Source organism: Pseudomonas sp. NPDC088322 (assembly GCF_044740745.1).
Lineage (GTDB): Bacteria > Pseudomonadota > Gammaproteobacteria > Pseudomonadales > Pseudomonadaceae > Aquipseudomonas > Aquipseudomonas shirazensis.
Map to the genome: position 1 here is coordinate 618,187 of NZ_JBIURK010000001.1, position 26,167 is coordinate 644,353.

General features: G+C 61.6%; 20 protein-coding genes. All 20 read left to right on the forward strand.

What is annotated here, in order from left to right; all coding sequences use genetic code 11:
* The first annotated feature begins 284 nt into the window (after positions 1–284).
* The 20 genes from flgB to ACIOAU_RS03010 all read left to right on the forward strand — a co-directional run bounded on the left by flgB (position 285) and on the right by ACIOAU_RS03010 (position 26,139).
* Complete coding sequence (gene flgB, locus ACIOAU_RS02915; protein ID WP_101317765.1) at positions 285–692, forward strand: flagellar basal body rod protein FlgB; 408 nt, start codon at positions 285–287, stop codon at positions 690–692.
* Positions 693–694: 2 nt separating this feature from the next.
* On the forward strand, positions 695–1,138 hold the full coding sequence (gene flgC / locus ACIOAU_RS02920; RefSeq protein ID WP_101317767.1) for a flagellar basal body rod protein FlgC: 444 nt from the start codon (positions 695–697) through the stop codon (positions 1,136–1,138).
* Between the two features lie 15 nt (positions 1,139–1,153).
* Positions 1,154–1,855 carry a flagellar hook assembly protein FlgD gene (gene flgD, locus ACIOAU_RS02925; protein ID WP_101317769.1) on the forward strand — a complete coding sequence of 234 codons (702 nt, stop codon included), beginning with the start codon at positions 1,154–1,156 and terminating at the stop codon, positions 1,853–1,855.
* Positions 1,856–1,882: 27 nt separating this feature from the next.
* Positions 1,883–3,232, forward strand: a complete 1,350-nt coding sequence (flgE, locus tag ACIOAU_RS02930; protein ID WP_401179827.1) for a flagellar hook protein FlgE — start codon at positions 1,883–1,885, stop codon at positions 3,230–3,232.
* Between the two features lie 69 nt (positions 3,233–3,301).
* Complete coding sequence (locus ACIOAU_RS02935; RefSeq protein WP_150569791.1) at positions 3,302–3,487, forward strand: hypothetical protein; 186 nt, start codon at positions 3,302–3,304, stop codon at positions 3,485–3,487.
* 180 nt (positions 3,488–3,667) lie between these two features.
* Positions 3,668–4,408, forward strand: coding sequence for a flagellar basal-body rod protein FlgF (gene flgF, locus ACIOAU_RS02940; protein WP_150569790.1), 741 nt, complete (start codon positions 3,668–3,670; stop codon positions 4,406–4,408).
* A 46-nt stretch (positions 4,409–4,454) separates the two neighbouring features.
* On the forward strand, positions 4,455–5,240 hold the full coding sequence (gene flgG, locus ACIOAU_RS02945; protein ID WP_101317777.1) for a flagellar basal-body rod protein FlgG: 786 nt from the start codon (positions 4,455–4,457) through the stop codon (positions 5,238–5,240).
* A gap of 47 nt (positions 5,241–5,287) precedes the next feature.
* Positions 5,288–5,983 carry a flagellar basal body L-ring protein FlgH gene (flgH, locus tag ACIOAU_RS02950; protein WP_101317779.1) on the forward strand — a complete coding sequence of 232 codons (696 nt, stop codon included), beginning with the start codon at positions 5,288–5,290 and terminating at the stop codon, positions 5,981–5,983.
* Positions 5,984–5,995: 12 nt separating this feature from the next.
* Positions 5,996–7,105, forward strand: coding sequence for a flagellar basal body P-ring protein FlgI (locus ACIOAU_RS02955; RefSeq protein ID WP_101317781.1), 1,110 nt, complete (start codon positions 5,996–5,998; stop codon positions 7,103–7,105).
* Positions 7,106–7,115: 10 nt separating this feature from the next.
* Positions 7,116–8,312, forward strand: a complete 1,197-nt coding sequence (gene flgJ, locus ACIOAU_RS02960; RefSeq protein ID WP_101317783.1) for a flagellar assembly peptidoglycan hydrolase FlgJ — start codon at positions 7,116–7,118, stop codon at positions 8,310–8,312.
* Between the two features lie 12 nt (positions 8,313–8,324).
* Positions 8,325–10,364 carry a flagellar hook-associated protein FlgK gene (gene flgK / locus ACIOAU_RS02965; RefSeq protein WP_401179834.1) on the forward strand — a complete coding sequence of 680 codons (2,040 nt, stop codon included), beginning with the start codon at positions 8,325–8,327 and terminating at the stop codon, positions 10,362–10,364.
* Positions 10,365–10,377: 13 nt separating this feature from the next.
* Positions 10,378–11,976: a flagellar hook-associated protein 3 gene (locus ACIOAU_RS02970; protein WP_150569788.1), complete on the forward strand. Its 1,599-nt coding sequence runs from the start codon at positions 10,378–10,380 to the stop codon at positions 11,974–11,976.
* Positions 11,977–12,097: 121 nt separating this feature from the next.
* On the forward strand, positions 12,098–15,679 hold the full coding sequence (locus tag ACIOAU_RS02975) for a glycosyltransferase (protein WP_401179838.1): 3,582 nt from the start codon (positions 12,098–12,100) through the stop codon (positions 15,677–15,679).
* Between the two features lie 53 nt (positions 15,680–15,732).
* Positions 15,733–18,486 (forward strand): glycosyltransferase, encoded by a 2,754-nt coding sequence (locus ACIOAU_RS02980; protein WP_401179841.1) that lies wholly within the window; start codon positions 15,733–15,735, stop codon positions 18,484–18,486.
* 115 nt (positions 18,487–18,601) lie between these two features.
* On the forward strand, positions 18,602–19,303 hold the full coding sequence (locus tag ACIOAU_RS02985; protein ID WP_401179844.1) for a WbqC family protein: 702 nt from the start codon (positions 18,602–18,604) through the stop codon (positions 19,301–19,303).
* Between the two features lie 19 nt (positions 19,304–19,322).
* A complete protein-coding gene (locus ACIOAU_RS02990; protein WP_150569784.1) occupies positions 19,323–22,856 on the forward strand; it encodes a glycosyltransferase in 3,534 nt (1,177 codons plus the stop codon).
* Positions 22,857–22,924: 68 nt separating this feature from the next.
* Positions 22,925–23,653, forward strand: coding sequence for a class I SAM-dependent methyltransferase (locus ACIOAU_RS02995; protein ID WP_150569783.1), 729 nt, complete (start codon positions 22,925–22,927; stop codon positions 23,651–23,653).
* Positions 23,650–24,498 (forward strand): NAD(P)-dependent oxidoreductase, encoded by an 849-nt coding sequence (locus tag ACIOAU_RS03000; RefSeq protein ID WP_150569782.1) that lies wholly within the window; start codon positions 23,650–23,652, stop codon positions 24,496–24,498. Before ACIOAU_RS02995 ends, ACIOAU_RS03000 begins: the two co-directional genes overlap by 4 nt.
* Positions 24,495–25,472, forward strand: coding sequence for an ATP-grasp domain-containing protein (locus ACIOAU_RS03005; protein WP_150573126.1), 978 nt, complete (start codon positions 24,495–24,497; stop codon positions 25,470–25,472). Before ACIOAU_RS03000 ends, ACIOAU_RS03005 begins: the two co-directional genes overlap by 4 nt.
* Positions 25,453–26,139 carry a metallophosphoesterase gene (locus ACIOAU_RS03010; protein WP_150569780.1) on the forward strand — a complete coding sequence of 229 codons (687 nt, stop codon included), beginning with the start codon at positions 25,453–25,455 and terminating at the stop codon, positions 26,137–26,139. The genes ACIOAU_RS03005 and ACIOAU_RS03010 overlap by 20 nt, the downstream gene beginning before the upstream one ends.
* Positions 26,140–26,167: the final 28 nt, after the last annotated feature.

Consider the following 26,167-nt stretch of genomic DNA (forward strand, 5'->3'; position numbering starts at 1 on the left):
GCGACTACGGCCAGCGGGGCCGCATGTCTGCGCGGCGCGAATTCTATCCCAAATAGTGGCCAATTGACATTTTCGTTGGCGTCAATTTTTTGATTTGCCGCTTTTGCCGCCCAACTATTGCCGCCCGCCTACCATCAAGCGGAAGCACTTTGCCGCTTTTCTGGCATTCCTATGCTCGCAAGCAAGGCTGACCGCCCTGATCCCGTGCCTTCCAGCTGGTTGGCACAGGCCTTGCTATAACTTCGCCAACGACACTCCGGCCCCATCGGCGAAGGTTTGCATCCATGAGCATCAGTTTCGACAAAGCGCTTGGCATCCATGAAAAAGCCCTGGGCTTTCGCGCCCAGCGCGCAGAGGTCCTGGCCAACAACATCACCAACGCCGACACGCCCAACTACAAAGCGCGTGACATGGACTTTTCGTCGGTGCTGGCTGCCGAGAGCGACAAGCAGCAAAACGGCCGCATCGCGCTCGACCGCACCAACACTCGCCATATCGAAGCGCAGGGCCTGGCCATGGGTGACGACACCCTGAAGTACCGTACACCGACACAGCCGTCGGTCGACCAGAACACCGTTGACGCTCAGGTCGAGCAGGCCAACTACACCGAAAACGCGATCGGTTTCCAGGCCAGCTTCACTTTGCTCAACAGTAAATTCAAAGGGCTGGTATCGGCCCTGCGCGGAGAGTAACCATGTCCCTTTCCAACGTTTTCAATATCGCCGGTAGCGGCATGAGCGCGCAGAATACCCGCCTCAACACCGTCGCTTCGAACATTGCCAACGCCGAGACGGTCTCGTCGAGCATCGACCAGACCTACCGCGCACGTCACCCCGTGTTCGCCACCACCTTCCAGCAGGCCCAGGCCGGCATGGGGCAGTCGTTGTTCGAAGACCAGGGTGAAGCGGGGCAGGGCGTGCAGGTAACGGGCATCATCGAAGATCAGAGCAATCTGGAAGCCCGCTACCAGCCTAATCACCCGGCGGCCAACAAGGACGGTTACGTCTACTACCCGAACGTCAACGTGGTCGAAGAGATGGCTGACATGATCTCGGCGAACCGTTCGTTCCAGACCAATGCCGAGCTGATGAACACTGCCAAGACCATGATGCAGAAGGTACTGACCCTGGGTCAGTGATAAGGAATCCGGACCATGGCTATCAACAGTACCAACCTCAATGAAGTGATCGCAGCGTCGGGTGTCAGCACCGGGACCAAGAAGGTGACCACCGATACGGCATCCAAGACCGGCACTGATTCGCTGGGCAAGGATGCGTTTCTGCAGTTGCTGGTTTCCCAGATGCAGCACCAGAACCCGCTTGAACCGCAGGGCAATGGCGAGTTCGTGGCGCAGTTGGCGCAGTTCAGCAGCCTTGAAGGCATCACCTCGCTGAACGAGTCGGTCAATGCAATCACCAGTTCGCTGGGTTCGTCCCAGGCGCTGCAGGCGTCGTCGCTGGTCGGTCGTTCGGTGATCGTGCAGAACGACAAGGCGGTGGTTGACACCAGTGCAAGCTTCAATGGGCAGTTTGTGGTGCCGGAAGGCATCAGCGAGGCCAAGATCACGGTCAAGGACAAGGACGGCAATACCGTCAAGACCATTGAGCTGGGCGAACAGAAAGCCGGTTACGCCGACTTCATCTGGGACGGCACCAACGACAAGGGCGTCAAGGTCGATCCGGGTACCTACACCTTTACCGCCAGCACCATGGTGGACGGCAAGTCGGTACAGATGAATACCCTGCTGCCGGCCAAGGTCACCAGCGTCAGTTTCAGCGCCAATGGCGAAATGGTCCTCAACCTCGCCGGCGTCGGCAAGGTCTCTCTTTCCGACGTACAAACCATCGGTATCTAAGGCCAGAACGGCACAAGGAGCAACAGCATGTCTTTCAATATCGGCCTTAGCGGTCTGTACGCAGCCAACAAGCAACTGGACGTCACCGGCAACAACATTGCCAACGTCAATACCAATGGCTTCAAGTCCTCGCGCACCGAGTTCGCCGACGTCTATGCCGGCGCCAACCGTCTGGGCGTGGGCAAGAACCAGATCGGCAATGGTGTGCGCCTGGCCGCGGTTTCCCAGCAGTTCAGCCAGGGTGACGTGAACAACACCGGCAACGTGCTGGACATGGGTATCCAGGGTCGCGGCTTCTTCGTGTTGTCCGACAACGGCACCCAGGTCTATACCCGTGCCGGTGCCTTCCAGAACAACAAAGACAACTTTGTGGTGACCTCCGACGGCCTGCGTCTGCAGGGCTACGCCGCTGATTCCAACGGCAAGATCCAGAAGGGCATCCTCACCGACCTGAAGATCGACACCTCGTCACTGGCGCCAAAAGCCACCACGTTGATCGATCAGGGCATCAACCTGAACTCCTCGGCAACCTCCATTCCGCTGCCGGCTACCCCGCCTGGCGCGGGTGATATCGTCTTCGACCCGGCTGACGAAACCTCATACACCAAGTCGTTCCCGACCAAGGTTTTTGACAGCCAGGGTAACGAGCACACCATGGAGCAGTTCTATCGCAAGACCGGCAAGAACGAGTGGACCATGTATACCCTGGTCGACGGCCGTAACCCGATGGATCCGACCAGCACCGCGCCGTTGGTGGGTACCGTCAGTTTCAACGAAGACGGCAGCGTTGCCTCGATGACGGCCGACCAGACTGGCCTGCCGACCGGCGCCGAATGGAGTGTGACCAACAATGTCTTCAGCATGAAGGGCTGGATCCCGGCCGAAAAAGACGGTGCCGGCAACTGGGGCCCCAATGGCTCGGCCGGCAACCCGGATGGCATGCGTCTGTCGATGAACAGCACTACCTCGTACAACACCGAGACCGCGCGCATGTCGCAGTCGCAGGATGGTTACGCCACCGGTGTTCTGTCGAGCCTGAGCATCGACTCCACCGGCGTCATGTTTGCCAGCTTCAGCAACCAGCAGTCGCGGGCGATCGGCCAGGTGGCGCTGGCCAGCTTTGCCAACGAGCAGGGTCTGCAGCAGATCGGCGGCACCCGCTGGACCGAGACCTTTGCGTCGGGTATCCCGGGCGTTGACGCACCCAAGACCGGCACTTTGGGCGGCGTCGAGTCCAACTCGCTGGAAGCCTCCAACGTCAACCTGACTCAGGAGTTGGTCGAGCTGATCAAGGCGCAGAGCAACTACCAGGCGAACGCCAAGACCATCTCGACCGAGAGCACCATCATGCAGACCACCATACAGATGGTCGGCTAAAAGCGCTGAGGATGGACACTGGACGAGCCCCTTCACTGCAAGGGGCTCGTCGTTTCAGGCAAGGTGGACATGAAAAAACTGATCATCGCCAGCGCTGCTGTGTTGTATCTGCTGCAGGCTCAGGCTGGCACCGCGCCGTGGTGGCGCTGGGAAAGCCAGGTGGATGGCCGGCTGGTGTGTTCGCAGTGGTCGCCAGGGGAGGGCTGGAAGCGTTTTGCCGGGCCCTTCAACAATGCCGGTTGCCGCGAATTGTAGCCAGTTGCCGCCGGCGGCAAGCAAGCGCCGGATATCCGGCGTGAGTATTTCCCCACTATCCCCCATGAGCCCGTAAACACGGGCTTTTTCATGCTTTGTAAAAGTTGGTTCGGAACTTGCTTTATCGCCTGTATAGCAGCGGCGAGCGGCAAGCAATCGCCAGTGCAGTGGAGGAAGACTGTGGACAAGATGCTTTACGTGGCCATGACCGGCGCCAGCCAGAACGCGCTGGCGCAAAAGGCCCATGCCAACAACCTGGCGAACGTTTCAACCAACGGTTTCCAGCGTGACCTGGAGCAGGCGCGCTCGATGCCGGTGTTTGGTGACAGCTTTCCGTCGCGAGCATTTGCCCTGTCCGAGCGCCCGGCCACCGACTTCACCGCCGGTGCGCTGGTGGAAACCGGCCGCGAGCTGGACGTTGCCGTGACCGGCAATGGCTTTATCGCCGTGCAGGCACCAGATGGCAGCGAAGCCTATGTACGCACCGGCAGCCTCAATATTGACGCCCTCGGCGTCCTGCGCGCTGGCAATGGCATGCCGGTGATCGGCAACGGCGGCCCGATTGCCGTGCCGCCCGAGCAGAAGGTCGAGATCGGCGAAGACGGCACCATCAGCATTCGCGCCATGGGTGAAGACCCGCGGGTGATGGCTGAGGTCGACCGGATCAAGTTGGTCAACCCGGACATCAAGGGCCTGACCAAAGGTACCGACGGCATGATCCACACCACCAGTGGCCAGCCTGCGGATGCCGACATCAACGTCAAGGTGGTGTCGGGTTTCCTTGAGTCGAGCAACGTCAATGCCGTCGAGGAAATGACCTCGGTGCTGGCCTTGTCGCGCCAGTTCGAACTGCACGTGAAGATGATGAACACGGCCAAGGAAGGCGATGAAGCCATGGCCCGGGTTTTGCAAATCAGCTAATCAATTTTGAACGGGTGCCGAAAAACAGGCGCGCGAGGAGAACACTATGCTTCCGGCACTTTGGGTCGCCAAGACCGGTTTGTCCGCCCAGGACACCAATCTGACGGTCATTTCCAACAACCTGGCCAACGTTTCGACCACCGGCTTCAAGCGTGATCGCGCCGAATTCCAGGACCTGCTGTACCAGATCAAACGCCAGCCTGGCGCTCAGTCGACGCAAGACAGCGAGCTGCCTTCGGGCCTGCAGGTCGGTACCGGTGTGCGCATCGTTGGCACCCAGAAGAACTTCCAGACCGGCAGCCTGCAAACCACCGAGAACCCGCTCGACCTGGCGGTCAATGGTCGCGGCTTCTTCCAGGTCTTGCAGCCTGACGGCACCGTGTCCTACACCCGTGACGGTACCTTCCACCTGAACTCCGATGGTCAGGTAGTGACCGCCAACGGCTTTGCCCTGGAGCCTGCGATCGTCGTCCCCAACGACGCCCAGACCTTCACCGTGGGCCAGGACGGTACCGTGTCGATCACCACCGCCGGCAACCCGGCAGCGCAGATCATCGGCAACCTGCAGACGGCTGACTTCATCAACCCGGCAGGCCTGCAGGCAATGGGCAACAACCTGTTCTTGGAAACCGCTGCCAGCGGCGCACCGCAGGTCGGTACGCCTGGCCTGAACGGCTTCGGTACCACCCTGCAGCAGACCTTGGAAAACTCCAACGTCAGCACCGTGGAAGAGCTGGTCAACATGATCACTACCCAGCGTGCCTACGAGATGAACTCCAAAGTCATTTCGACCGCCGACAAGATGCTCGGGTTCGTCACCCAGCAGCTGTAAACCTTAGGTCGCTGTTGCAGCGCCAGTTCTACCGTGAGGGAAGCGTCATGAGCCGTTTGTTGTCCGTATTCGCCCTGGGTGGGGCGGTGTTGTTGGCCGGTTGCGTCGCGCCGACGCCCAAGCCCAACGACCCGTACTACGCGCCGGTGTTGCCGCGCACCCCATTGCCGGCGTCGGCCAACAACGGCTCGATCTACCAGGCTGGCTTCGAGCAGAACCTGTATGGCGACCGCAAGGCGTTTCGGGTAGGTGACATCATCACGATCACCCTCAACGAGCGTACCTCGGCGAGCAAGAGTGCCAACTCCCAAGTGGGCAAAGACAGCAAGGCCAGCCTCGGCCTGACTTCGCTGTTCGGCGCCATCCCCAATACCAACAACCCGTTGGGCAGTGGTGACCTGTCGCTCGAAGCCGGCTACAGCGGTAACCGCGCGACCAAGGGCGACAGCAAGGCCGCCCAGGGCAATACCTTGACCGGTTCGGTCACTGTGACCGTGGCTGAAGTCCTGCCCAACGGCATCATCGCCGTGCGCGGCGAGAAGTGGATGACCCTTAACACCGGCGACGAGCTGGTGCGGATTGCCGGGCTGGTGCGCGCCGATGACATCGCCACCGACAACACCGTACCGTCGACCCGCGTCGCCGATGCGCGCATCACCTATTCGGGTACCGGTTCGTTTGCCGATGCCAGCCAGCCCGGTTGGCTGGACCGCTTCTTCCTCAGCCCGCTTTGGCCTTTCTGAGTACGGATGCCCATGCTTAATTTCAGGCAGCTGATTGCCGCAACCGTGCTTGTATCCTGTGCGTTCAGCGCCCACGCCGAGCGCCTCAAGGACATCGCCAGTATCTCCGGCGTGCGCACCAACCAGCTGATTGGTTATGGCCTGGTGGTCGGCTTGAACGGCACTGGCGACCAGACCACGCAGACCCCGTTCACCCTGCAGACCTTCAACAACATGCTCTCGCAGTTCGGCATCAAGGTGCCGCCAGGCTCGGGCAACGTGCAGCTGAAGAACGTCGCCGCCGTGTCGATCCATGCGGATCTGCCAGCGTTTGCCAAGCCGGGCCAGGTGGTCGATATCACCGTGTCGTCGATCGGTAACTCCAAGAGCCTGCGCGGCGGCAGCTTGCTGATGACCCCGCTCAAGGGTATCGACGGCAACGTCTACGCCATCGCCCAGGGCAATCTGGTGGTCGGCGGTTTTGACGCCGAAGGTCGCGATGGCTCGAAGATTACCGTCAACGTGCCATCGGCCGGGCGTATCCCTGGCGGTGCCAGTGTCGAGCGGGCCGTGCCGAGTGGTTTCAACCAGGGCAACAGCCTGACCCTGAACCTCAATCGCCCTGACTTCACCACCGCCAAGCGCATCGTCGACAAGGTCAACGAGCTGCTCGGCCCAGGTGTTGCCCAGGCCCTCGATGGCGGTTCGGTGCGGGTCACTGCGCCGATGGACCCAAGCCAGCGTGTCGACTACCTGTCGATCCTGGAGAACCTCGAGATCGATCCGGGCCAGGCCGTGGCCAAGGTCATCATCAACTCGCGTACCGGCACCATCGTCATCGGCCAGAACGTCAAGGTTTCGCCGGCTGCGGTGACCCACGGCAGCCTGACCGTGACCATTACCGAAGACCCGATCGTCAGCCAGCCGGGGCCGTTCTCCAATGGCCAGACGGCCGTGGTGCCACGTTCGCGCGTGAACGCCGAGCAGGAAGCCAAGCCGATGTTCAAGTTCGGCCCGGGCACCACGCTGGATGAGATCGTCCGAGCGGTCAACCAGGTCGGGGCAGCGCCCAGTGACTTGATGGCCATCCTTGAAGCGCTGAAACAGGCCGGTGCTCTGCAAGCCGACCTGATCGTGATTTGAGGGCGCTTTGATGAACTCCAAGAGTCTGGTTTCCAGTCAAGCCGACAGCGGTGCCTACACCGACCTCAACCGCCTGACCTCGCTCAAGCATGGCGATCGTGACAGCGAAGCGAACGTGCGCAAAGTCGCCCAGGAGTTCGAGTCGCTGTTCATCAGCGAGATGCTCAAGGCTTCGCGCAAGGCTAGTGACGTACTGGCTGAAGACAACGAGCTGAACACCGAGACGGTCAAGCAGTACCGTGACATGTACGACCAGCAGCTGTCCGTGAGTATGTCCCGCGAGGGCGGCGGCATCGGCTTGCAGGATGTGCTGGTGCGGCAATTGTCCAAGCAGAAGAACCCGGTCGCGACGCCCAACCCGTTCCTGCGCGGCGAGGGCGCAGGCCCTGCGCTGTGGGGGACCAAGGTGGCGACGCCGGTTCACGGCGATACCAGCAGTGCCGCGCGCAATGACGTCGCCGCGCTCAACTCGCGGCGCCTGTCGCTGCCTGGCAAGCTCACCGATCGGCTGCTGGCCGGCATCGTGCCGTCTGCCGGCAACCCGGCGCTGGCCGGCGCTGGTGCGGCGCTGCCGGCGCGTGACGGGCAACTGGTCAATGGCGTGGTCAAGGGCGACTGGGAGCCAGCGCAAGCGTTTGCTGCCGCCGATGGCGGTACGCGCATCCTCGGTCGGGCCATGGCCCAGCCACCGCTGGCGCCGAAAAGGGCCTTCGGCAACAGTGACGAATTCGTCTCGACCATGCTGCCAATGGCTGAACAAGCGGCCAAGCGCATCGGCATCGACCCGCGCTACCTGGTAGCCCAGGCCGCGCTGGAAACCGGCTGGGGCAAGTCGGTGATGCGCAACACCGATGGCAGCAGCAGCCACAACCTGTTCGGCATCAAGGCCACCGGCAGTTGGCAGGGCGGTGAAGCGCGGGCGATCACCAGCGAGTTCCGCGATGGCGCCTTCGTCAAGGAAACCGCCGCGTTCCGTTCCTACGACTCCTACCAGGACAGTTTCCACGACCTGGTCAGCCTGCTGCAGAACAATGCGCGCTATCAAGATGCGGTCAAGTCGGCCGATAACCCAGAACAGTTTGTGCGAGAGCTGCAGAAGGCCGGGTACGCAACCGACCCGAACTACGCCAGCAAGATCTCGCAGATCGCTAAACAGATGAAGTCGTACGAGAGCTACGCAATGCTCGGTACCACCACGCAACGTTAAGGGTAGAGAACCATGGCGAGTTTGCTCAATATTGGCATGTCTGGGCTTGGAGCCGCACAGTCGGGGTTGTACACCCTGGGTAACAACATCGCCAATGCCGATGTCGCCAGCTACTCGCGTCAGCAAAACGTGCAGAAGACCAGCGGCGGCCAGCAGACTGGCCAGGTCTTCATCGGTACCGGTACCACCCTGGCCGACGTACGTCGGGTGTACAACGCGTTTCTCGAGAACCAGTTGCGCACCACTACGTCGCTGTCCAGCGATGCCAACACCTACCTCAGCCAGATCACTCCGCTGGACAACGCCCTGTCCAGTGCCGATACCGGTATCACTGCAGCGCTGCAGAGCTTTTTCAGCGCCATGCAGGATGCCTCGGCCAAGCCGACCGAAGACGCCTCGCGCCAGTTGCTGCTGACCAGCGCGCAGACCTTGGCCAAGCGTTTCAATACGTTGTCTGCCCAGCTCAATCAGCAGAACAGCAACACCAACAGCAACATGGCTTCGCTGGCCACTCAGGTCAACAACCTGACCAAGACCATTGCCGATCTCAACGAGCAGATCTCCAAGGTCAGCGTAGTCACCGGCCAGCCCAACGATCTGCTCGACCAGCGTGACGGTGCAGTCCGCCAGCTGACGTCACTGATCGGCGCCGATGTGGTCGAGCAAAAAAACGGCAACTACGACATCTACCTGAAGAACGGCCAGGCGCTGGTATTGGGCAACACCACCCAGACCCTTGGCGTCGAGCCGAGCGCGGCCGACCCGACCCGCATGAGCCTGATCCTCAATCGCGGCTCGACCAAGATGGACATCACCAACAGCACCAGCGGTGGTGAACTTGGCGGCCTGATCCGCTACCGCAAGGAAACCCTCGACCCGGCGCTCAACGAGCTCGGTCGCGTGGCACTGGTGGTGGCTGATGCAATCAACAGTCAATTGGCCCAAGGCATCGACAAGGAAGGTAACTTCGGCGCCAGCCTGTTCGGCGACATCAACAGCGCCAAGGCCATCAGCGAGCGCAGCATCGCCAAGCAGGGCAATGCCGGCACCGGCAATATCAACGTGACCATTGCCGACACCGGCAAGCTCGGCACCAGTGACTACCAGGTAACCTTCAACAACCCGGCCAACCTGAAAGAATACACCGTGCGCAAGTTGCCGGAAGGCACCGACATGGGCACGCACAACCTCGACGACGACCCGGCGCCGGTGTTCGATGGTTTCAGCCTGTCGGGCAATGGCGGCACCTATGCTGCCGGTGACAGCTTCAAGATCACTCCTACGCGCAATGCTGCCGCCACCATCGAGTCGGTGCTGACCGACCCCAAGCGCCTGGCCATGGCCTCGCCGCTGACCGCTACCAGCGGTTCGGGCAACAAGGGCACTGGCGTGATCACTCAGCCAACCCTTACCACCAAGTTGAACATCTACGACGCAACCGAGCTGAACAAGCTGCAGACCGGCCTCAAGTATTCCACCCCGGTCAAGCTGGTGTTCGGCGATGACGGCGCTTCGCCGCAGAGCTACACCCTGTACAACGCCAAGGGTGACTCGATCGGCACCGGCACGATCATCCCCGGCCAGGACAACAAGCTGCAATTGTCGGTGCCTTTGACCGATGCCAATGGCAATGCTCTAGGTGGCAATTTTACCTTCGAGATGAACGTCAATGGCGCGCCAAAAAACGGCGACAGCTACAGCGTGGCGCTGACCGGTTCGGGTTCGGCGGATAATCGCAATGCTCAGTCTGTGCTCGACCTGCAAACCAAGTCGACCGTAGATGTGGGCGCCAACGGCAAGGGCATCAGCATCAGCGACGCCTATGCCAAGCTGGTCTCCAACGTAGGCGGCAAGGCCGGCCAGGCGAAGATGGACAGCGACGCCACCGGTGCATTGCAGAACTCTGCGTTGGACAGCCGCAATTCCTTGTCGGGGGTCTCGGTCGATGAAGAGACCGGCAACCTGATCAAGTTCCAGCAGTACTACACCGCGTCGTCGCAGATCATCAAGGCGGCCCAGGAAACCTTCGCCACCTTGATCAACAGCCTTTAAGGAGCCGTAGACCGTGCGCATTTCCACTTCGCAGTTCTACAACACCACCAGCGCCAACTATCAGCGCAACCTTGCCAACACGGTGAAGAGCCAGCAGGAAGCCAGCGACAACCTGCGCATCCGTACTGCGGCCGACGATCCGGTAGGCGCTGCGCGTCTCCTGCAGCTTGAGCAGCAACAGAACATGCTCAAGCAGTACAGCGGTAACATCACCAACGTGCGCAATGCGCTCGGTACCAGCGAGAGCACGTTGAACGCCATTGGCAATATTCTGCAGCGTGTCAACGAACTGGCCATCAGCTCGGGCAACGCCGGTTTTACCGACTCCGATCGCAAGGCCAACGCTGATGAACTCGGCTCACTGGAAGAGCAACTGTTCTCGCTGATGAACAGCAAGGACGAGAACGGCAAGTACCTGTTCTCTGGCTCCAAAGGCGATACCCAGCCTTATGTGAAGAACGCTGACGGCACCTACAGCTACAAAGGTGACCAGACCAGCCTGCAGCTGCAGGTGGGTGACATGCTTAGCCTGGCCGCAAACGAGACCGGTTACGATGCCTTCGAGCAGGCGCTCAATACCAGCCGCACCGAAGCCAAGTTGACCTCGCCTGCCGCGGCAGACTCGCGCATCAACATGTCCAATGGTCAGGTCGCCGGCAGCTCGGTATTCAACGACCGCTTCCGCAGCGGCGAGCCGTACACCATCGAGTTCACCAGCAGCACTCAGTTCAAGATCACGGCCGCCAATGGCGATGACGTGACCAACGAAGCGTCCCAGGGCGGCAAGTTCGACCCCAAAGGCACCAATACCTCGATCAACTTCCGCGGCGTTGACCTGCGCCTTGATATCAGCTTCAAGCCAGGTGACGAAGCCGACTATGATGCCGCGCTGCAAGGCCACTCGTTTACTCTCGGCGCCAAGCCAGACAGCATCAGCGGCACCCGCAGTGCCGGCAATGGCCCGTCCGGCAGCCAGGTCACCGGCGCAAGCATCAGCGATGAAGCCCTGTACAAGGCGGCATTCCCCGGTGGCGGCGCGATCCTCAAGATTTCTGAAACCGACCCGACCCAGTTCGACCTTTACGCCGCACCGTTGAGCGCTGACAGTCGCCCGGTCAGCAGCGGTACATTGAGCGGAAGCGGCACGGCCGCTGACCCGTATACCGCAACTGCTGCCGGGGTGACGTTCACGTTGTCGACCGCCCCGGATGCAGGTGATTCTTTCTCGGTCAAGGCTGATACCCACCAGACCCAGAATGTGCTCGACACCCTCAGCCAGTTGCGCACGGCACTGCGCACGCCGGTCGATTCGGACCCGGTCGCCAAGCAGAACTTCAAGGCTTCGCTGGATGCAGCCATTGGCAACATTGGCAGCGCGATCAATCAGGTCAGCTCGTCCGTCAGTGCTATCGGTGGCCGTGGCCAGGCGCTGGATGTGCAGGCAGAAACCAATGAAGCGCTGAGCACCGAGAACAGCAAGACCCAGACCTCGATTCGCGAAAGCGATCCGGCCGAAGTGATGCTGCGGCTGCAGCGCCAGACCAACATGCTGCAGGCGTCCCTGCAGGCCTTCGCCAAGGTCGCCGGGTTGTCGCTGGTCAATTACATCTGATTGTTCCAGGCCGGCATCGCCATCCACGCAGGGTCCCGTGAGGGGCCCTGCAGCGTGCCACACACTGGATTCGCCATGCTGGCTGTCACAGTGAACCGTAAACCTTGTCAAGGTCGTCATCGTGAGTGATCAGCCCGTCGTCAGCATTGCCATTCCTGCCTTCAATGCTGAATTTTTCCGCGCCACGCTGGCCAGTGCCATCGCCCAGGATTACCCCAATCTGGAGATCGTCGTCTGCGACGACAGTGCCGATGAGCAGATCGAGACCATCTGCGCCGAGCTTGGCAAAGACAGCGCGGTGCCGCTGCGTTACTTGCGCAATCCGGTGCGACTGGGCTTTGCCCGCAATCTGCAGGTGTGTCTGGCACAGGCTTCGGGTGAGCTGATCAAGTTTCTCTGCGATGACGACATGCTGCTCGACAGCTGCATCACTCGCCAGGCCAAGGTTCTGCAGGACTTGGCGCAGGTCAGTATGGTCATCTGCCAGCGCCTGGTGTGCTCGGCTGATGACATCCTGCTGCCTTCACGCTCGCTCAACAGCGTCATTGCCCCGCAGAGTGCCGTGCTGATCGGCACAGACCTGTTGGCGAGCATTGCCGACAATGCGCCGAACCTGTTCGGTGGCATTAGCCACGCGCTTTTCCGCCGCGCCCAGGTCGAAGAATATCTAAGCCATCTGGTGCTCGACGGCCAGGGCTTTACCGCGCGCCTTGACCTTGCCTTGTATGCATGTGTGCTGCGCCGGGGTCATCTGGCCAGCCTGGAGCAGGTGCTCAGTGTCGAGCGGGTTCACGCGGCCAGGCTCAGCCACAATGTTGGCGTTATCGAAGCGTTCAAGGTCGAAACCCAGTGGCTGCAACAGATGCTTGCTGCACGTACTGGCGACCTGCCGCCCGCCAATGGCTGGGTCCGTTACCTGCCACTGGCAGCGTTCAATGGCGAGCCGGATCAGCGCTGGGAAGAGTTTGATATCCGCCGTTTCTATTCCGGCCAGATCGCCAACTTCCAGCAGCAGGTCGGTAGTCAGGCACTGAGCTTTGCCGAGCTTTATGCGCAGTGGTTGGCCTGCCGCAACCTGTCGCCGGGGCAACTGCAACTGTTGCCCAAGCGCATCGAGCAATGGCCCAACCAGCCACGCATCGTGCCGGTCATCGTTTGCCAGCAGGGTGATGAGGCGGCATTGCAGGAAACCCTCGATAGTCTGGCTGTACAGTCTTATCCAGGCGCGCAGATTCTGGTGCAGGGCCCGGCTGAGCTGGCCGGCGTGGATGCACCTGGAGTCTGCTACCAGGTCGTCCACGGCACCGGTCTGGCCGAGCTCAATCAGTGGCTGAGCGCCGCTGAGCAGCCCGCCGACTGGGTATGGCTGTTGCGTGCCGGCGACCGGGTCCATGCTCACGCATTGGTGATTCTCGCCGAGCGCATGGCCCTGCGCACCGACAGCCTGTGCCTTTATACCGATGAAGACGGCTTCGACAACCTTGAGCCGGGTCGGCCGATCTTCAAGCCGGATTTCAACCTTGATCTGATGCGTAGCCTGCCTTACGTAGGGCGGATGCTTGCGTTCAACGTAACTGCGCTACGCGCTTTGGGCGGCTTCGATCCTGAGTTTTCCGGCATGGCGGCCCATGACCTGCTCTGGCGCATGGTCGAGGCCAAGGGCCTGCACGTCGTAGAACATGTCCCACAGGTGCTTGTGCAGTGCCAGTCTGGCTATGCCGAATGGTTGGCCGAGGCGGATGCGCAGCAGCAGGCAGCGCGCGTGGTCGAGGCTCATCTGCGTCGCCTTGGCGTCAAGGCGCAGGTGCAGGGCCAGCCGGGCAGCCTGATCTGTCGCGTCAATTACCTGCATGAAACGCCAGCGAGCGTGTCGGTGCTGATCAGCGCAGGACACGACCTGCTGGCACTCAGGCAGTGTGTCGAATCGCTGTTTGAACACACCCGGTACGCTTACTTCGAAGTGTTGGTAGTGGCTACTGGTGACGAGCCTGCCGACGTCCGTGATTGGCTGCAGGCCATGCGTGGCGTCGGCGCGGATCAGCTGCAGGTGGTCGAGGTGCAGGCGCAGGGCAGGGCCGCAGTGCTCAATCAAGCCAGCCAGCACGCACGAGGTGATTACCTGCTGCTGCTTGAGAGCGGTTGCGCGCTGTTTGACGGGCAGTGGCTGAGCGCGCTCATGGAGCAAGCCCAGCGCCCGGAAGTGGGTGTGGTGGGGCCGATGCTGTGCGCGGGCGATGGCAAAGTAGTGTCCGCTGGCCTGGTACTTGGCCTGGGCGGTGCTGCCGCTGGCAGCCCCTTCGCCAGCAATAACCTGAACGCAGATGGCTACCTGAACCGCCAGCGCCTGGTGCAGAGCTGGAGTGCGGTGAGCCTGGATTGTCTGTTGGTGCGGCGTGAGCTGTTTGCGCAGTTGCAGGGGCTCGATACTGCCCACCTGCAGGCATCGCAGTTCGACCTTGACCTCTGCCTGCGCGCTCGCGACGCAGGCTATCTGGTGGTTTGGACGCCCTTTTCCCGAGTGGCCAAGCTATCGCGCGCGGCCGCATTGGCAACGCCCGACCAGGTGCAGTTGGCCGACACGCAAGCCTGCTACGATCGCTGGCTGCCGTCGGTGGCGCTGGACCCAGCCTACAACCCTAACCTGAGTTTGAAGCTGGGTAATTTCAATCTTGAGCCTGGCTTGCGCACTGGCTGGGATCCGTTCATTGCCAGGGTCATGCCTTCGGTGCTGGCTCTGCCGACCAATACCACGGCCATCGGCCATTACCGGGTCATTCAGCCATTCACCGAACTGGAGCGCGCCGGCTGGATTCAAGGGCGTATCAACTACATGACGCCCGGGTTGATCGAACTGCAGCGAGAGCAGCCGGATGTGATGATCCTGCAGTGTCGCTACACCCCGACAAACCTGCACGAAATGGCCCGGTTCAAGCGTTTTTCCAATGCCAGACGAATCTACGAGCTGGACGACTACATCGTCGAGCCACCCAAGAAGAACGACCATGCGCGCAACCTGCCAAGCAATATCCGCGAGCTGGTGGCGCAGGGAATTGGCTTGTGTGACCGCGTGGTAGTGTCCACCGAGCCTCTGGCTGACGCGCTGTCGAGCATGCACCAGGACATCCGCGTGGTGCCGAACATGTTGTCTGCACCGATGTGGAAAGACCTCGCCAGTCGCCGCCAGACCAGCGCTCGCCCGCGCGTCGGATGGGCCGGTGGTACCAGCCACCGCGGCGATCTGGAATTACTGCTGGACGTCATCAAAGCCTTGGTTGACGAGGTCGACTGGGTCTTCTTTGGCATGTGCCCAGAGCCGCTACGCCCCTATGTCAAGGAGTTTCACCGCGCCGTGTCGCTGGCCGAGTACCCGCGCAAACTGGCCAGTCTCAATCTCGATCTGGCGCTGGCGCCGCTCGAACAGAACCTCTTCAACGACTGCAAGAGCAACCTGCGCCTGCTCGAATATGGCGCGTGCGGCTTCCCGGTAATCTGTACCGATTCGCGGGCCTATGCCGGCTATCTGCCCTGCACACGGGTGAAAGACAACAGTACGGAACAATGGCTGGATGCGATCCGCATGCACCTCGCCGACCCGCAGGCCAGCTATCGCCAGGGTGATGCCTTGCGCGAAGCCGTGCTCCACGACTACATGCTGATGCCGCACCATTTGCAGCATTGGGCCAATGCCTGGCTGGCAGACTGAACCCTGGCGCCGGGCCTGGCCCCGCGCTGCAATGACCACTGAACAGGTGCTTTATGATCAAAACCGCAATTGGCTCGCGCAGTGATGTGACCGTTGTCCTGCTGGGACACGATCAGTCAGGCAGCCGTGCCCGCGCACTGCATTACTATGCTCAGGCTGGCGTACCTTGCATGGCCCTCGAGCCGCTTTCCGAAATGAGCGCCGCCGGGGTCTGGCTTGATCATCTGAGCATGTTGCTCAAGCAAGTGCAGACGCCTTTCGTCAGCTTGGCGCTGGACACCGATTTTGTCTTGCCCACCGCGCTTGATCAGGCAGCAGCGTGTTTGCACGCTCAGCCTCAGGCCGTGGCTGCACAAGGTTATGTGTTGGCTTACGCAGCCGCCAGCAGTGAGGTTGCATATCATAAGGTCGGTTCGGCGTTTGCGCCGCTGCAAGCGCCTGACGCTGTTGCGCGGCTGACGCAGTATGCCCAGGCCGGGCAGCAGGCCTGGCGCGCAGTGCAGCGCGTGGCGATCCTGCAAGCCGCAGTGGCAGCAGCGCCGAGCGAGTTGGATTTCGCGGGCATGCGCGTGGCGTTGTCCTTGGCGCTGCTGGCTCAGGGTGAAGTTGTCCAGCTTGAACAGACCGACGTGCTCGCCGAGTGGCAAGCCGGTGACGCGGCCTGTTCCGCCCGCGAGGAGCGCCTGACCCAGACTGTCCGCGCCCTGCGTGAATGGGACGAGGCGCGCGATGGCTTGTGTGCCGGTGATGACGGCTTCGTCCTGCTCAACCAGTTTGTTCGCAACAGTTACGACCTGATCGCGGCGCCGTTGATTTTCACTTCAAAGTGGACCAGCGTGATCGACGATCCGCAGCGCGACTTTGAGCCGCGCCAGGACGTGCAACTGCCTTATTACAATGGCGCCCTGTTTGCCCAACTGACTGAGCTTGAGTTTCTCAACCACGCCTGGCCGACTGGCCAGCAGCACCAGCAGGCCCTTGAAGGGGTATGGGTACGTCAGCGCGATCTGCTGGTGCAACACCCTAACGACACTGCCGAGAGTTTGCAGTACCGGTACTGGCAAGCCTTCGCCATGGGCATGTTCAACGCTGATGTGTGCCGTGAGCTGCTGGCGAGCCTCTCTGCCGAGGCAGATGCGCAACGCCGGCATGAGCTGGTGGACTGGCTGGCACGGCTGGAGCGAGTGCCTGCTGTGGATAATCTGCAGCAATTACAGGCCACGCCGTCGGGGCACGTGCTTGCCGCAATTGCTGCAGCCACCCCGGACGCGAGCTCTCATAAGCGCGTTCTGGCGCACCTGAACAAGCACGCCCCTGCGCAGCTCGCTTATGTCGTGCTTGACCTGGAAAACGACGACCTGGCCTTGCAAGCGACCTTTGACAGCCTGCTGGCCAGCGGCCTGCGCAACTTCAAATTATTGGTGCTGAAAGCCGGCAAACCGCCGACCATCACCACGCCGCGCGACACTCTGCATTTCATCCAGGTCAGTGATAGCAACTGGGTCAAGCACCTCAATCAAGCTGTGGCGCAACTGCCAAGCGAATGGTTGCTGCTGCTCGAGGCTGGCGACGTATTGCTCCCGGGCGGTTTGCTCCGGCTGCAGGTTGAACTGAGCGAAGCGCCTGCCTGCCAGGCGATCGCTGCCAATGAAGTCCAGCGTGACGACGAGGGTCGGCTGCACAGTGTCACGCGGCCGGGTGCCAACCTCGACCTGCTGCGTAGCCAGCCTGGGCTGATGGCGCGGCACTGGTTGCTGCGCCGTCAGGCCTTGCTCGATCTGGGTGGATACAGCGAAGCCCATCCCAACGCGGCTGAGCTTGACGTGTTGCTGCGCTTGGTCGAAAGCCAGGGTGTGGCCAGCCTGGCGCACATGGACGAGTTCCTTGTGATTGGGCGCCAAGCGTCGCCGGCGTCCAAGCGCGACGCAGTAGCAGTCGTCAATCGCCACCTGACGCAATTGGGCTATCGCAGCCAGGTCAACGATCAGGGCGCGTCTGGGCTGGTGATTGATTTCCGTCACAGCAGCACTCCGCTGGTGAGCATTCTGCTGGCGTTCGAGGGCAACCTGGCGCAACTGCAGGCGTGCCTGACCTCGATACTGCAGCGTACCCGTTACCCGCGCTACGAAATCATCGTCGCGGGTGCCGATCAGGCATTTGCCAGCGAGGCGGCTGCACGGGCATTGGGCGGGCGTGTACGCCTGGTCAGCGCGGCGCCTGGTGCGTCGCGCAGTGATCTGCTGAACCTGGCGGCCAGCCAGGCGCGCGGCGACTACCTGCTGTTGTTGTCCACGCGCTGTCATGTTGTGACCCCGGCCTGGATTGAAGGCCTGCTCAACGAAGCCCAGCGCCCTGAGGTAGGGGTGGTCGGTGCCCGCCTGCTTGAAGCTGCTGACGGCAGCCTGGTGCATGCCGGCTACGAGCTGCTCGCCGGGCCACAGGTGTACTCGCCATGGCAGGGCCTGTCGATGCTCCAGGCAGCCAGCAACAGCTGGGCCTCATCGGTGCGCAGCTGTGCGGCGGTCTCGGCGGATTGCCTGATGGTGCGCAAGGATGTGTTCGACCAATGTGGTGGTCTGCAAGGACTGGCCGGGGCCGATATCAATCTGTGCCTGGCTGCCAAGGAAGCCGGCCTGATGGTGGTGTGGACACCACGTTCGCAGTTGCTGCTCAGCCCTGCCGACAGCGTGGTTGCAGATCCAGCAGCAGCGCTGGCCGAGCGCTGGCCTGGGGCCTTCCATGGCGAGGCGCAGTTCGGCCACGCCTGCCTCCCGCACTCGCAGCAAGCGTGGCTCGCGCAGCTGTAATAGCTGGCGCGGGAATTGCAAAAGCCGGGTCATGGACCCGGCTTTTTTATGCCCGGTGGCAATTTATTGACAGGTCACAGGCCTGATGTAGGCGCGCTGCGCGATGGGATCGGGGATGCACAAGAAAGTCGCTGTGCTGCAGTCGAATTACATTCCGTGGAAGGGCTATTTTGACCTGATCGCCAGCGTCGATGCCTTTGTCTTTTACGACGATGTGCAGTACACCCGGCGCGACTGGCGCAACCGCAACAAGGTCAAGACCGCGCAAGGCGAACACTGGTTGACAGTGCCGGTCAAGAACAAAGGTCGTTTCGAGCAGTTGATCAACGAAGTCGAAGTCAGTGATCCAGGCTGGGCCGAGCAGCATTGGAAAACCATTGCCATGAGCTACCGTCGCGCGCCGTGTTTCGCCGAGATGGAAGGCAAGGTGCGGGCGATCTACGAGCAAGCAGCCAAGCTCAGCCTCCTGTCGCAGATCAACCAGCACTTGATCAGCGCTTTGTGTCCGCTGCTGGGGATCTCCACGCGGTTGTACCGCTCGGAAGATCTGGGGCGAGCTGACGGCAAGAACGAGCGCCTTATCCACCTGTGCCAGGCACTCGGCGCCAGCGATTACCTGTCCGGGCCTGCGGCCAGTTGCTATCTGGACCAAGCGGCATTCGCTGCAGCAGGGCTGGGGCTGGATTACATGAGCTATGACGGCTATCCGGTTTACCCGCAGTTGCATGGCGAGTTTCTGCACGGGGTAAGCGTGATCGACCTGCTGTTCAACACCGGCAGTGATGCTGCAGCGTTCCTGCAGCGCCGTCCGGCCTGAACTGATCCTGGAGTTTCTGATGTCCAATACCGCGCAACCAGGCGCTCAACCTTACGACGCAGCGCTCGCGCGACTGCGTTTGATGTATGCCAAGCCAGAGCATCCCTACTACATCATGGCGCCTGGGTATCGCGAAACATCGTCAGGCATCGTCTCGATGCACTATTTGTGTCACGTGCTCAACCTTAGCGGTCGCGAGGCGTATATCCACGGCAGCGGCGCGGTGAACCCTGAGCTGAAGACGCCAGCGCTCGATGCGGCCGTGCGTGAACGGCACCGGGCACAAGGCAAGGTGCCGATTGCGGTGTATCCAGAAGTGGTTTCGGGCAACCCGTTGCTGGCAGCCGTGGTTGCGCGGTTCATGCTTAACTTCGAGAAGTTCATCACCGGCAAGGACATGCAGGCAAGTCCCGACGACCTGATGTTCTACTACGCGGCGCGGCTTGCCGAAGCGCAGGGTTTTCCGGATGGCGACCTGCTTTGCCTGCCTACCATCGATATCGAATTGTTTGCAGGCGGTGCCCCCGCAGTGGTGCGTGAAGGCAGCTACCTGTATCACAACCGCTATCCACTCGAGCGCATCGACTACACCCAGTTGCCGGAGCAGGTCCGCCTGCTCAGTATCGCCAACCCCTTGAGCCTGTCCGAGTTGGCCGAGGTGTTGCGCAAGGCCGAGGTGCTCTACACCTACGAATGGTCGATGACCTGCGTGATCGCCGTACTCTGCGGATGCCCGGTCATCTTCATGGCGGGGGTCGGCATCGACCGTGAGTTCCTCGACAACAGCTTCTTTGGCTGCATCGGTTTTGCCATGAGTGATGAAGCGGATGCGCTGCAGCGCGCCAGGGCAAGCCTTGGTGCTGCCTTGCCGCGCTACGTCGAGCGCACCGCACCGTTCTGGCAGCAGCTTGACGTGTTCATCGACAAAACCCAGCGTGCCGCGCGCCTTGAAGCTGCAGGTAATCGGCTGGGCATCCTCGACTGGATCCGCCAGCGCCGCCCTCAGCCCGCGCAACTGCAGGCCATCAAGCAGCGTCTGGAGCGACTGGGGGCGCCGCGCATTGCCGTGCTGGTGATTGACCGAGGCGATCAGGTGGCTTTGGCTGCCACCGTGGACAGTCTGGTTCACAGCCGCTATCAGCAGCTGCAGATCGTCGTTTTTGGCAGGGTCCAGCCCAAGCAGAGCAATATCGAATGGCTGGCGACGGATCCACAGCAGCCGCTGGCTGCTATCAATGCGTGGCTGAGCGGCAGCCAGAGCCCATGGCTGATGCTGGTCGAGGCGGGCACAACATTCATCCACAGTGGCCTGCTGCTGTGCGCAGTAGGCTTGGCTGAAGCCGCCAGCGACTGTCTGGCGGTATACGCAGACGAGGCGTCGCGTGGCGATGATGGCGCCGTCGAACTCTGCTTGCGCCCCGATCTCAACCTCGACCTGTTGCTGTCGCGCCCAGCAGAGCTGGCAAGGCACTGGCTATACCGGCGTGAAGCCCTACAGCAGGGATTCAGCTGCGCTGCCGGGCGTGCGTTCGAACTTGAGTTGCAGTTGCGCCTGCTCAGCGAACACGGCCTGGGCTGTGTCGCCCACGCCAGTCAAACGCTGCTCATAGCGCAGGTGCCCGGCCAGGTGCCGTGCAGCGACGAACAGGCGGTGATCGGCGCTCATTTGCAGGCGCGCGGTTATGTCAACGCGCAGGTGCTGGCGCAGTCGCACGGTGGCTATCGCATTGAATATGGACTGCAGTCTCCGGCACTGGTCAGTATCGTGATTTACCTGGAGGGGCAACTGCAGCAGTTTCAACGCTGCCTCGACAGCTTGCTGACACAGACGTCCTACAGCGATTACCAGGTGCTGTTGATCGAGCCGGGCACAGACGACCCTGCCCGCCAAGCCTGGCTCGACCAGCTCGAGCAGATAGGTGCGGGCCGTTTCGAGGTGCTGCGATTTGCCCCCGGTCAGGCGCCTGCGGCCATGTGCAACGCGGCGGCGCAGGAGGCTCGCGGCGAGTATCTGGTCTGGCTCAGTGCCTGTAGCGTCCTGCTCGAGCCAGGTTGGCTGCAGGCGCTGCTCAATCACGCGCAGCGCCCGGAAGTCGGCGCGGTGGGCGGCAAGTTGCTCAACCGCGACGGCAGCATTGCTCAGGGAGGTTTGGTGCTCGGCCTGGCGGGCTCGGTCGGGCCGGCGTTTGCAGGCGTATCCGCCCAGGCCCCCGGCTACATGGACCGCCTTTGCCTGGACCAGAACTACTCGGCGCTGGGCGGTGAATGCCTGATGCTGCGCCGGGCGCTGTTCATTGAAATGGGGGGCTTTGATGCCGCTCCTTTGCTCTCCTGCTGGACCGCAGTTGATCTGTGTCTGAAGCTGCAACGGTCCGGCTACCTGAATGTCTGGACACCGCATGCGCGGCTGCTGCTCGATGCCGAGCCAGTGCCGGCGCCCAGCGCTGATCAGGAAGATGCGCTGTATGCCCGCTGGTTGCCCGCGCTGGCACGCGATCCAGCCTATAACCGCAATCTGTCGCTGACTGCCGGAAAAAGCTTCAGCCTGGAAACCAACGCGTTGAGCTGGCGCCCGGTACAGCACATCCTGCCAACCGTGCTGGCCTGCGCGGCAGGTCCGCAGCCCCTGGGCAGGGCGCGCTTGCTGTTGCCGTTCATGGCCTTGCGCGACTGCGGCGAGCTCGATGGCGCGGTGACTGCCGGGATGCTGTCGCCGGTCGAAATCGAGCGTTTCGAACCGACCAGCGTAATTGTCCAGCGCCCCTGCGATGACGCCGGTCTGCTTGCGCTGCGGCGCTTGCGGGCATTTTCGGCGGTTTTCAAAGTTTACGATCTGGACGGCTATCTGCCGGAAATGTCCTTGCCCGGCGGATTCTCCGCCGCCGAGCTGCAGCAGCGGCTGCAGCATGGCATCAGCCAGGCCGATCGGGTGTTGGTAAGCACTCCGGCGCTGGCGCAGCTGTTGCAGGCTGAGCATGAAGATGTGCGCTTGCTGGAAAGCGCGTTGCCGAGTAGCTGGGGGCGCCTCCAAGGCGGTCGCGGCAAGGGCAGCAAGCCGCGTGTGGGCTGGCTGGGCGACAAAGACGCGGACGTGCTTGCCGAGGTCATACCGGCGTTGGCAGGGGCGGTCGAATGGGTCGTGCTGGGCGATTGCCCAGCCGCCTTGCGTGGCTGGCTGACAGCCTGGCAGCCGCAGGTCGACGACAGCCGTCTGGGCCAGGCTTTGGCAGAGCTGGATCTGGATCTGGCACTGGTGCCGATGCGTGAATCCTTTGCCAACGCCTGCTCGGGCGACCTGCGCATTCTGCAGCATGCAGCCTGTGGCCAGCCGGTGATCTGCAGCCGGGTTGCAGGGTTTGTCGGTGGCGAGGTGTTGCCGTTGACACGCGTGAGCAATGAGGCGGCAGATTGGGTCCGGGCAATCAGACTGCACCTGGACGATCAACAGGCGTCAGCCCAGTTGGGCTCTGCCCTGCAGGCCCAGGTACGTAAGGACTGGCTACTCGAAGGCGACCGACTGCAAGCATGGCGGCGTGCCTGGTTGCCAGATTGAGCGGCGTCAGTCACATGACAACGATCATGGCGGACATCGCTCCGATCCATGCAGGAGAAACGGCATAGATGAACAACACACTCGATACTTTCATTGGCGCTTACAGCGACAGTTTCGGCTACGCCTACGACAACAACATCATGCTGAACTGGTACCCGCGGCGGATCATGGAGCTTTGCGGCCCTGAGCTCAGCTTGCTGGAACTGGGTATCGGGCATGGTTTCTCAACCAATCGATTCTCTCGCTATTTCAACTCGCACACTGTGATCGATGGTTCGCCTTCGGTAATTGCCCAATTTCAGGCGCAATACCCGGACAGCCCGGCGCACATCGTCGAAGGCTATTTTGAAACCTTCGAAACCGATCAGCGTTTTGACCTTATCGTCATGGGCTTTGTCCTTGAGCATGTCGAAGACCCGCAGGTAGTGCTGCGCCACTTCCGCCAGTACCTCAAGCCCAATGGCCGCTGTTTTGTTCTGGTGCCCAATGCACAATCGCTGCACCGGCGCTTCGGCCATGCCGCTGGGCTGCTTGATGACATGATGGTGCTGGGGCAGGGCGATCATGAACTGGGGCATCTGCGCGCCTACTCACTGGACACGCTGACGCAAGAGCTCGAGCAGGCGGGTTTGCGGGTCGTGCGCAAGGAAGGCCTGTTCCTCAAGCCGTTCATGACCTCGCAGATGAAATCACTCGAACTCAGCGAAAGCATTACCACTGCCATGTGCACCGTCGCCATCGATTACCCGGAGCTCAGCTGCGCGCTGATGCTCGAAGCGACCGTCGCCGACCTATGAAAAGCCTAGTGATCGGCAGCACTTCGACCCTCGGCAAAGCAATCGCCCAGGCGCTGACACGCCACGGCCCGGTCCAGTTGGCGGGGCGCCGCGAGGCTAACATTGTCTTTGACCTGAGTCGGTTGGATAGTCCGGTCTGTGAGCAATCGTTCGATGTAGTGGTGCACGCCGCAGCCGATTTCGGTGGCGCAGAGCCCGACGATCTGGTGCGTGCCGAGCAGGTCAACAGCGTCGGTGCGCTGGCAGCCTGTCGCCTGGCCGAACAGTGTGGCGCGCGGCATTTCATTCTGTTGTCATCGCGCTGGGCCGCGCATCAAGCGCAAGACCCGTATTACGGTATCTATGCGCTGTCCAAACGGCACGCCGAAGAAGTCGTCAGCCTGTACTGTCAGTCACGGGGCATGGCTCTGACGATTCTGCGTATCAGCCAGGTCTATGACAGTCAGGCCCAGTGTCGAATCCACCAACCGCTGCTGTACGCCATTGCCGACAGTGCAGCAGCCGGCAACACGGTCAAGCTGTACGGCAGCAACGACCCTCGTCGCAACTACCTGCACGTCGATGATCTCGCCGAGATCTGCGCACGAGTCGCCGAGCAGCGGGTCGAGGGCTTGCACAACTGTGGCCATCCAGAAGACCCGCGCCTGTCGCAGATTGCCCGAGCGGCGTTCGAGGCTTTCGGTCAGCCGGTTGATGTGCAGTTTTTGCCGGATCGGGCTGATATCCCCGATCTGCCAATGTTCGCCTGCGCGCACGCGCTGTTCGAACGGATTGGCTACGCGCCCAAGGTGGATATCCGGCGCGGCTTCGAATTGATGCGGGCACAGCGAGGGATGCACGGATGAGAACGGTAATGGTCACGGGCGTGGGTGCCATCATGGGCTATGGCCTGCTGAAATCGCTGCGTGCAGCCGACCCCGCGGTGCGCCTGGTCGGCACCGATATCTACGACGATGCGGTCGGCCGGGCATGGTGCGATGTGTTCGAACAGGCGCCGCTGACTGCCGATGCCAACTACGGCCACTGGCTCCAACAGGTAGTGCTCAGGTACCAGGTCGACTTGCTGATTCCGGGCATCGAGCAGGACGTCCACTGGCTTTCCGACCACCGTGCGCTGCTGGCGAAGACGAGTACTCAGGTGGCGCTCAATACCCAGGCTCTGATCGACTTGTCGCGCGACAAGTGGGCCATGGATCAGGCCCTGCTGGCGCTTGACGAGCGCTGCCGCATCCCAAGCCTGATCGCTGGTGATTTCCACTCGCTGAAGCAGGCCCTGGGGCTGCCGTTTCTGCTCAAGCCGCGCAAGGGTTATGCCTCTAAAGGACTGGTATGGGTCCACCAGGAGCAGGACTTCACGCCTTATGCGCCGCTTCTCGGTGAGGTGATGATGGCGCAGCCGATCATTGGCACTGCGGCTCAGGAGTACACCGTGGCGGTGTTCGGTGACGGCCTGGGCAATGCCGGTGCGAGCATTGCCTTCCAGCGCAGTCTGGCCTCCGACGGTTCGACCGCCAAGGCGTGGGTCTATCAGGCCGATAGCCTGGACGGCACGGTTGCCCGATTGTGCCGTGCGTTCAAGCCGGTGGGTCCGACCAATCTGCAGTTTCGCCGCGATGACCAGGGCGGCTGGCGCTTGCTTGAGATCAATCCGCGGATTTCTTCGACCAGCTCGATCCGTACTGCCTTTGGCTATAACGAGGCGGCGATGTGCCTGGACTATTATCTGGACGGCAGGATTGCCCAGCAGCCGACACTCAGGCAGGGCTTCGCGGTCCGCTACATAGAGGATCACGTTGTCTATGATCGGCATCATTTCTGACGTCCACGGCAACTACAGCGCACTGTGTACGGTGCTTGACCGGCTTGATGCGCTTGGCGTGTCGCGGATCATCTGCCTGGGCGACACCGCTGGCTACTACAGCGAGGTCAATGCGTGCTGCGATGCATTGCGCGAGCGCCAGGTGCTTTCGGTGATGGGTAACCACGACTGGTACCTGGCCAATCAAGAGCGCTGCCCCCGCTCGAACAGTGCCAATGCGTGCCTGGATTATCAGGCGGGTGTCATCAGCGCGAGTAACCTTGACTGGTTGAAAGGCCTGGCCACGCATGCCGTGGAGCAGGAAATCCAAATGGTGCATGGCGGCTGGAATGATCCGTTGGATGAATATCTGCGTCCCTCGCAAGGCTATTTCGATGCGCTGCCGGGCTGTCGCTTCGCCTCAGGGCACACCCATGTGCAGTTTCTCTGGCAAGGCCAAGGCAAGATCTATTGCAATCCGGGTTCCGTTGGCCAGCCGCGTGACGGAGACCCGCGCGCGGGTTTCGCCACCTGGGACGGTGAGACGTTTGTACTGCACCGCGTCGCCTATGACATCGGCAGGACGCAGCGGGCGATGGCCGCTGCCGGATTCACCCCATACTTTTACCAGAACCTTGAGAAGGGCACTCAGATAGGTGGCAGGATCAGCACCGTTCCGGGGCTCTGAATGGCTAACCAGCGACCCGTGGCTTCGG

What these genes read in the sequence shown, in the direction of transcription:
- flgB (WP_101317765.1), top strand. Translation starts at nt 285, where the DNA reads ATGAGCATCAGTTTCGACAAAGCGCTTGGCATCCATGAAAAAGCCCTG.
- flgC (WP_101317767.1), top strand. Translation starts at nt 695, where the DNA reads ATGTCCCTTTCCAACGTTTTCAATATCGCCGGTAGCGGCATGAGCGCG.
- flgD (WP_101317769.1), top strand. Translation starts at nt 1,154, where the DNA reads ATGGCTATCAACAGTACCAACCTCAATGAAGTGATCGCAGCGTCGGGT.
- flgE (WP_401179827.1), top strand. Translation starts at nt 1,883, where the DNA reads ATGTCTTTCAATATCGGCCTTAGCGGTCTGTACGCAGCCAACAAGCAA.
- ACIOAU_RS02935 (WP_150569791.1), top strand. Translation starts at nt 3,302, where the DNA reads ATGAAAAAACTGATCATCGCCAGCGCTGCTGTGTTGTATCTGCTGCAG.
- flgG (WP_101317777.1), top strand. Translation starts at nt 4,455, where the DNA reads ATGCTTCCGGCACTTTGGGTCGCCAAGACCGGTTTGTCCGCCCAGGAC.
- flgH (WP_101317779.1), top strand. Translation starts at nt 5,288, where the DNA reads ATGAGCCGTTTGTTGTCCGTATTCGCCCTGGGTGGGGCGGTGTTGTTG.
- ACIOAU_RS02955 (WP_101317781.1), top strand. Translation starts at nt 5,996, where the DNA reads ATGCTTAATTTCAGGCAGCTGATTGCCGCAACCGTGCTTGTATCCTGT.
- flgJ (WP_101317783.1), top strand. Translation starts at nt 7,116, where the DNA reads ATGAACTCCAAGAGTCTGGTTTCCAGTCAAGCCGACAGCGGTGCCTAC.
- flgK (WP_401179834.1), top strand. Translation starts at nt 8,325, where the DNA reads ATGGCGAGTTTGCTCAATATTGGCATGTCTGGGCTTGGAGCCGCACAG.
- ACIOAU_RS02980 (WP_401179841.1), top strand. Translation starts at nt 15,733, where the DNA reads ATGATCAAAACCGCAATTGGCTCGCGCAGTGATGTGACCGTTGTCCTG.
- ACIOAU_RS02985 (WP_401179844.1), top strand. Translation starts at nt 18,602, where the DNA reads ATGCACAAGAAAGTCGCTGTGCTGCAGTCGAATTACATTCCGTGGAAG.
- ACIOAU_RS02990 (WP_150569784.1), top strand. Translation starts at nt 19,323, where the DNA reads ATGTCCAATACCGCGCAACCAGGCGCTCAACCTTACGACGCAGCGCTC.
- ACIOAU_RS02995 (WP_150569783.1), top strand. Translation starts at nt 22,925, where the DNA reads ATGAACAACACACTCGATACTTTCATTGGCGCTTACAGCGACAGTTTC.
- ACIOAU_RS03000 (WP_150569782.1), top strand. Translation starts at nt 23,650, where the DNA reads ATGAAAAGCCTAGTGATCGGCAGCACTTCGACCCTCGGCAAAGCAATC.
- ACIOAU_RS03005 (WP_150573126.1), top strand. Translation starts at nt 24,495, where the DNA reads ATGAGAACGGTAATGGTCACGGGCGTGGGTGCCATCATGGGCTATGGC.
- ACIOAU_RS03010 (WP_150569780.1), top strand. Translation starts at nt 25,453, where the DNA reads ATGATCGGCATCATTTCTGACGTCCACGGCAACTACAGCGCACTGTGT.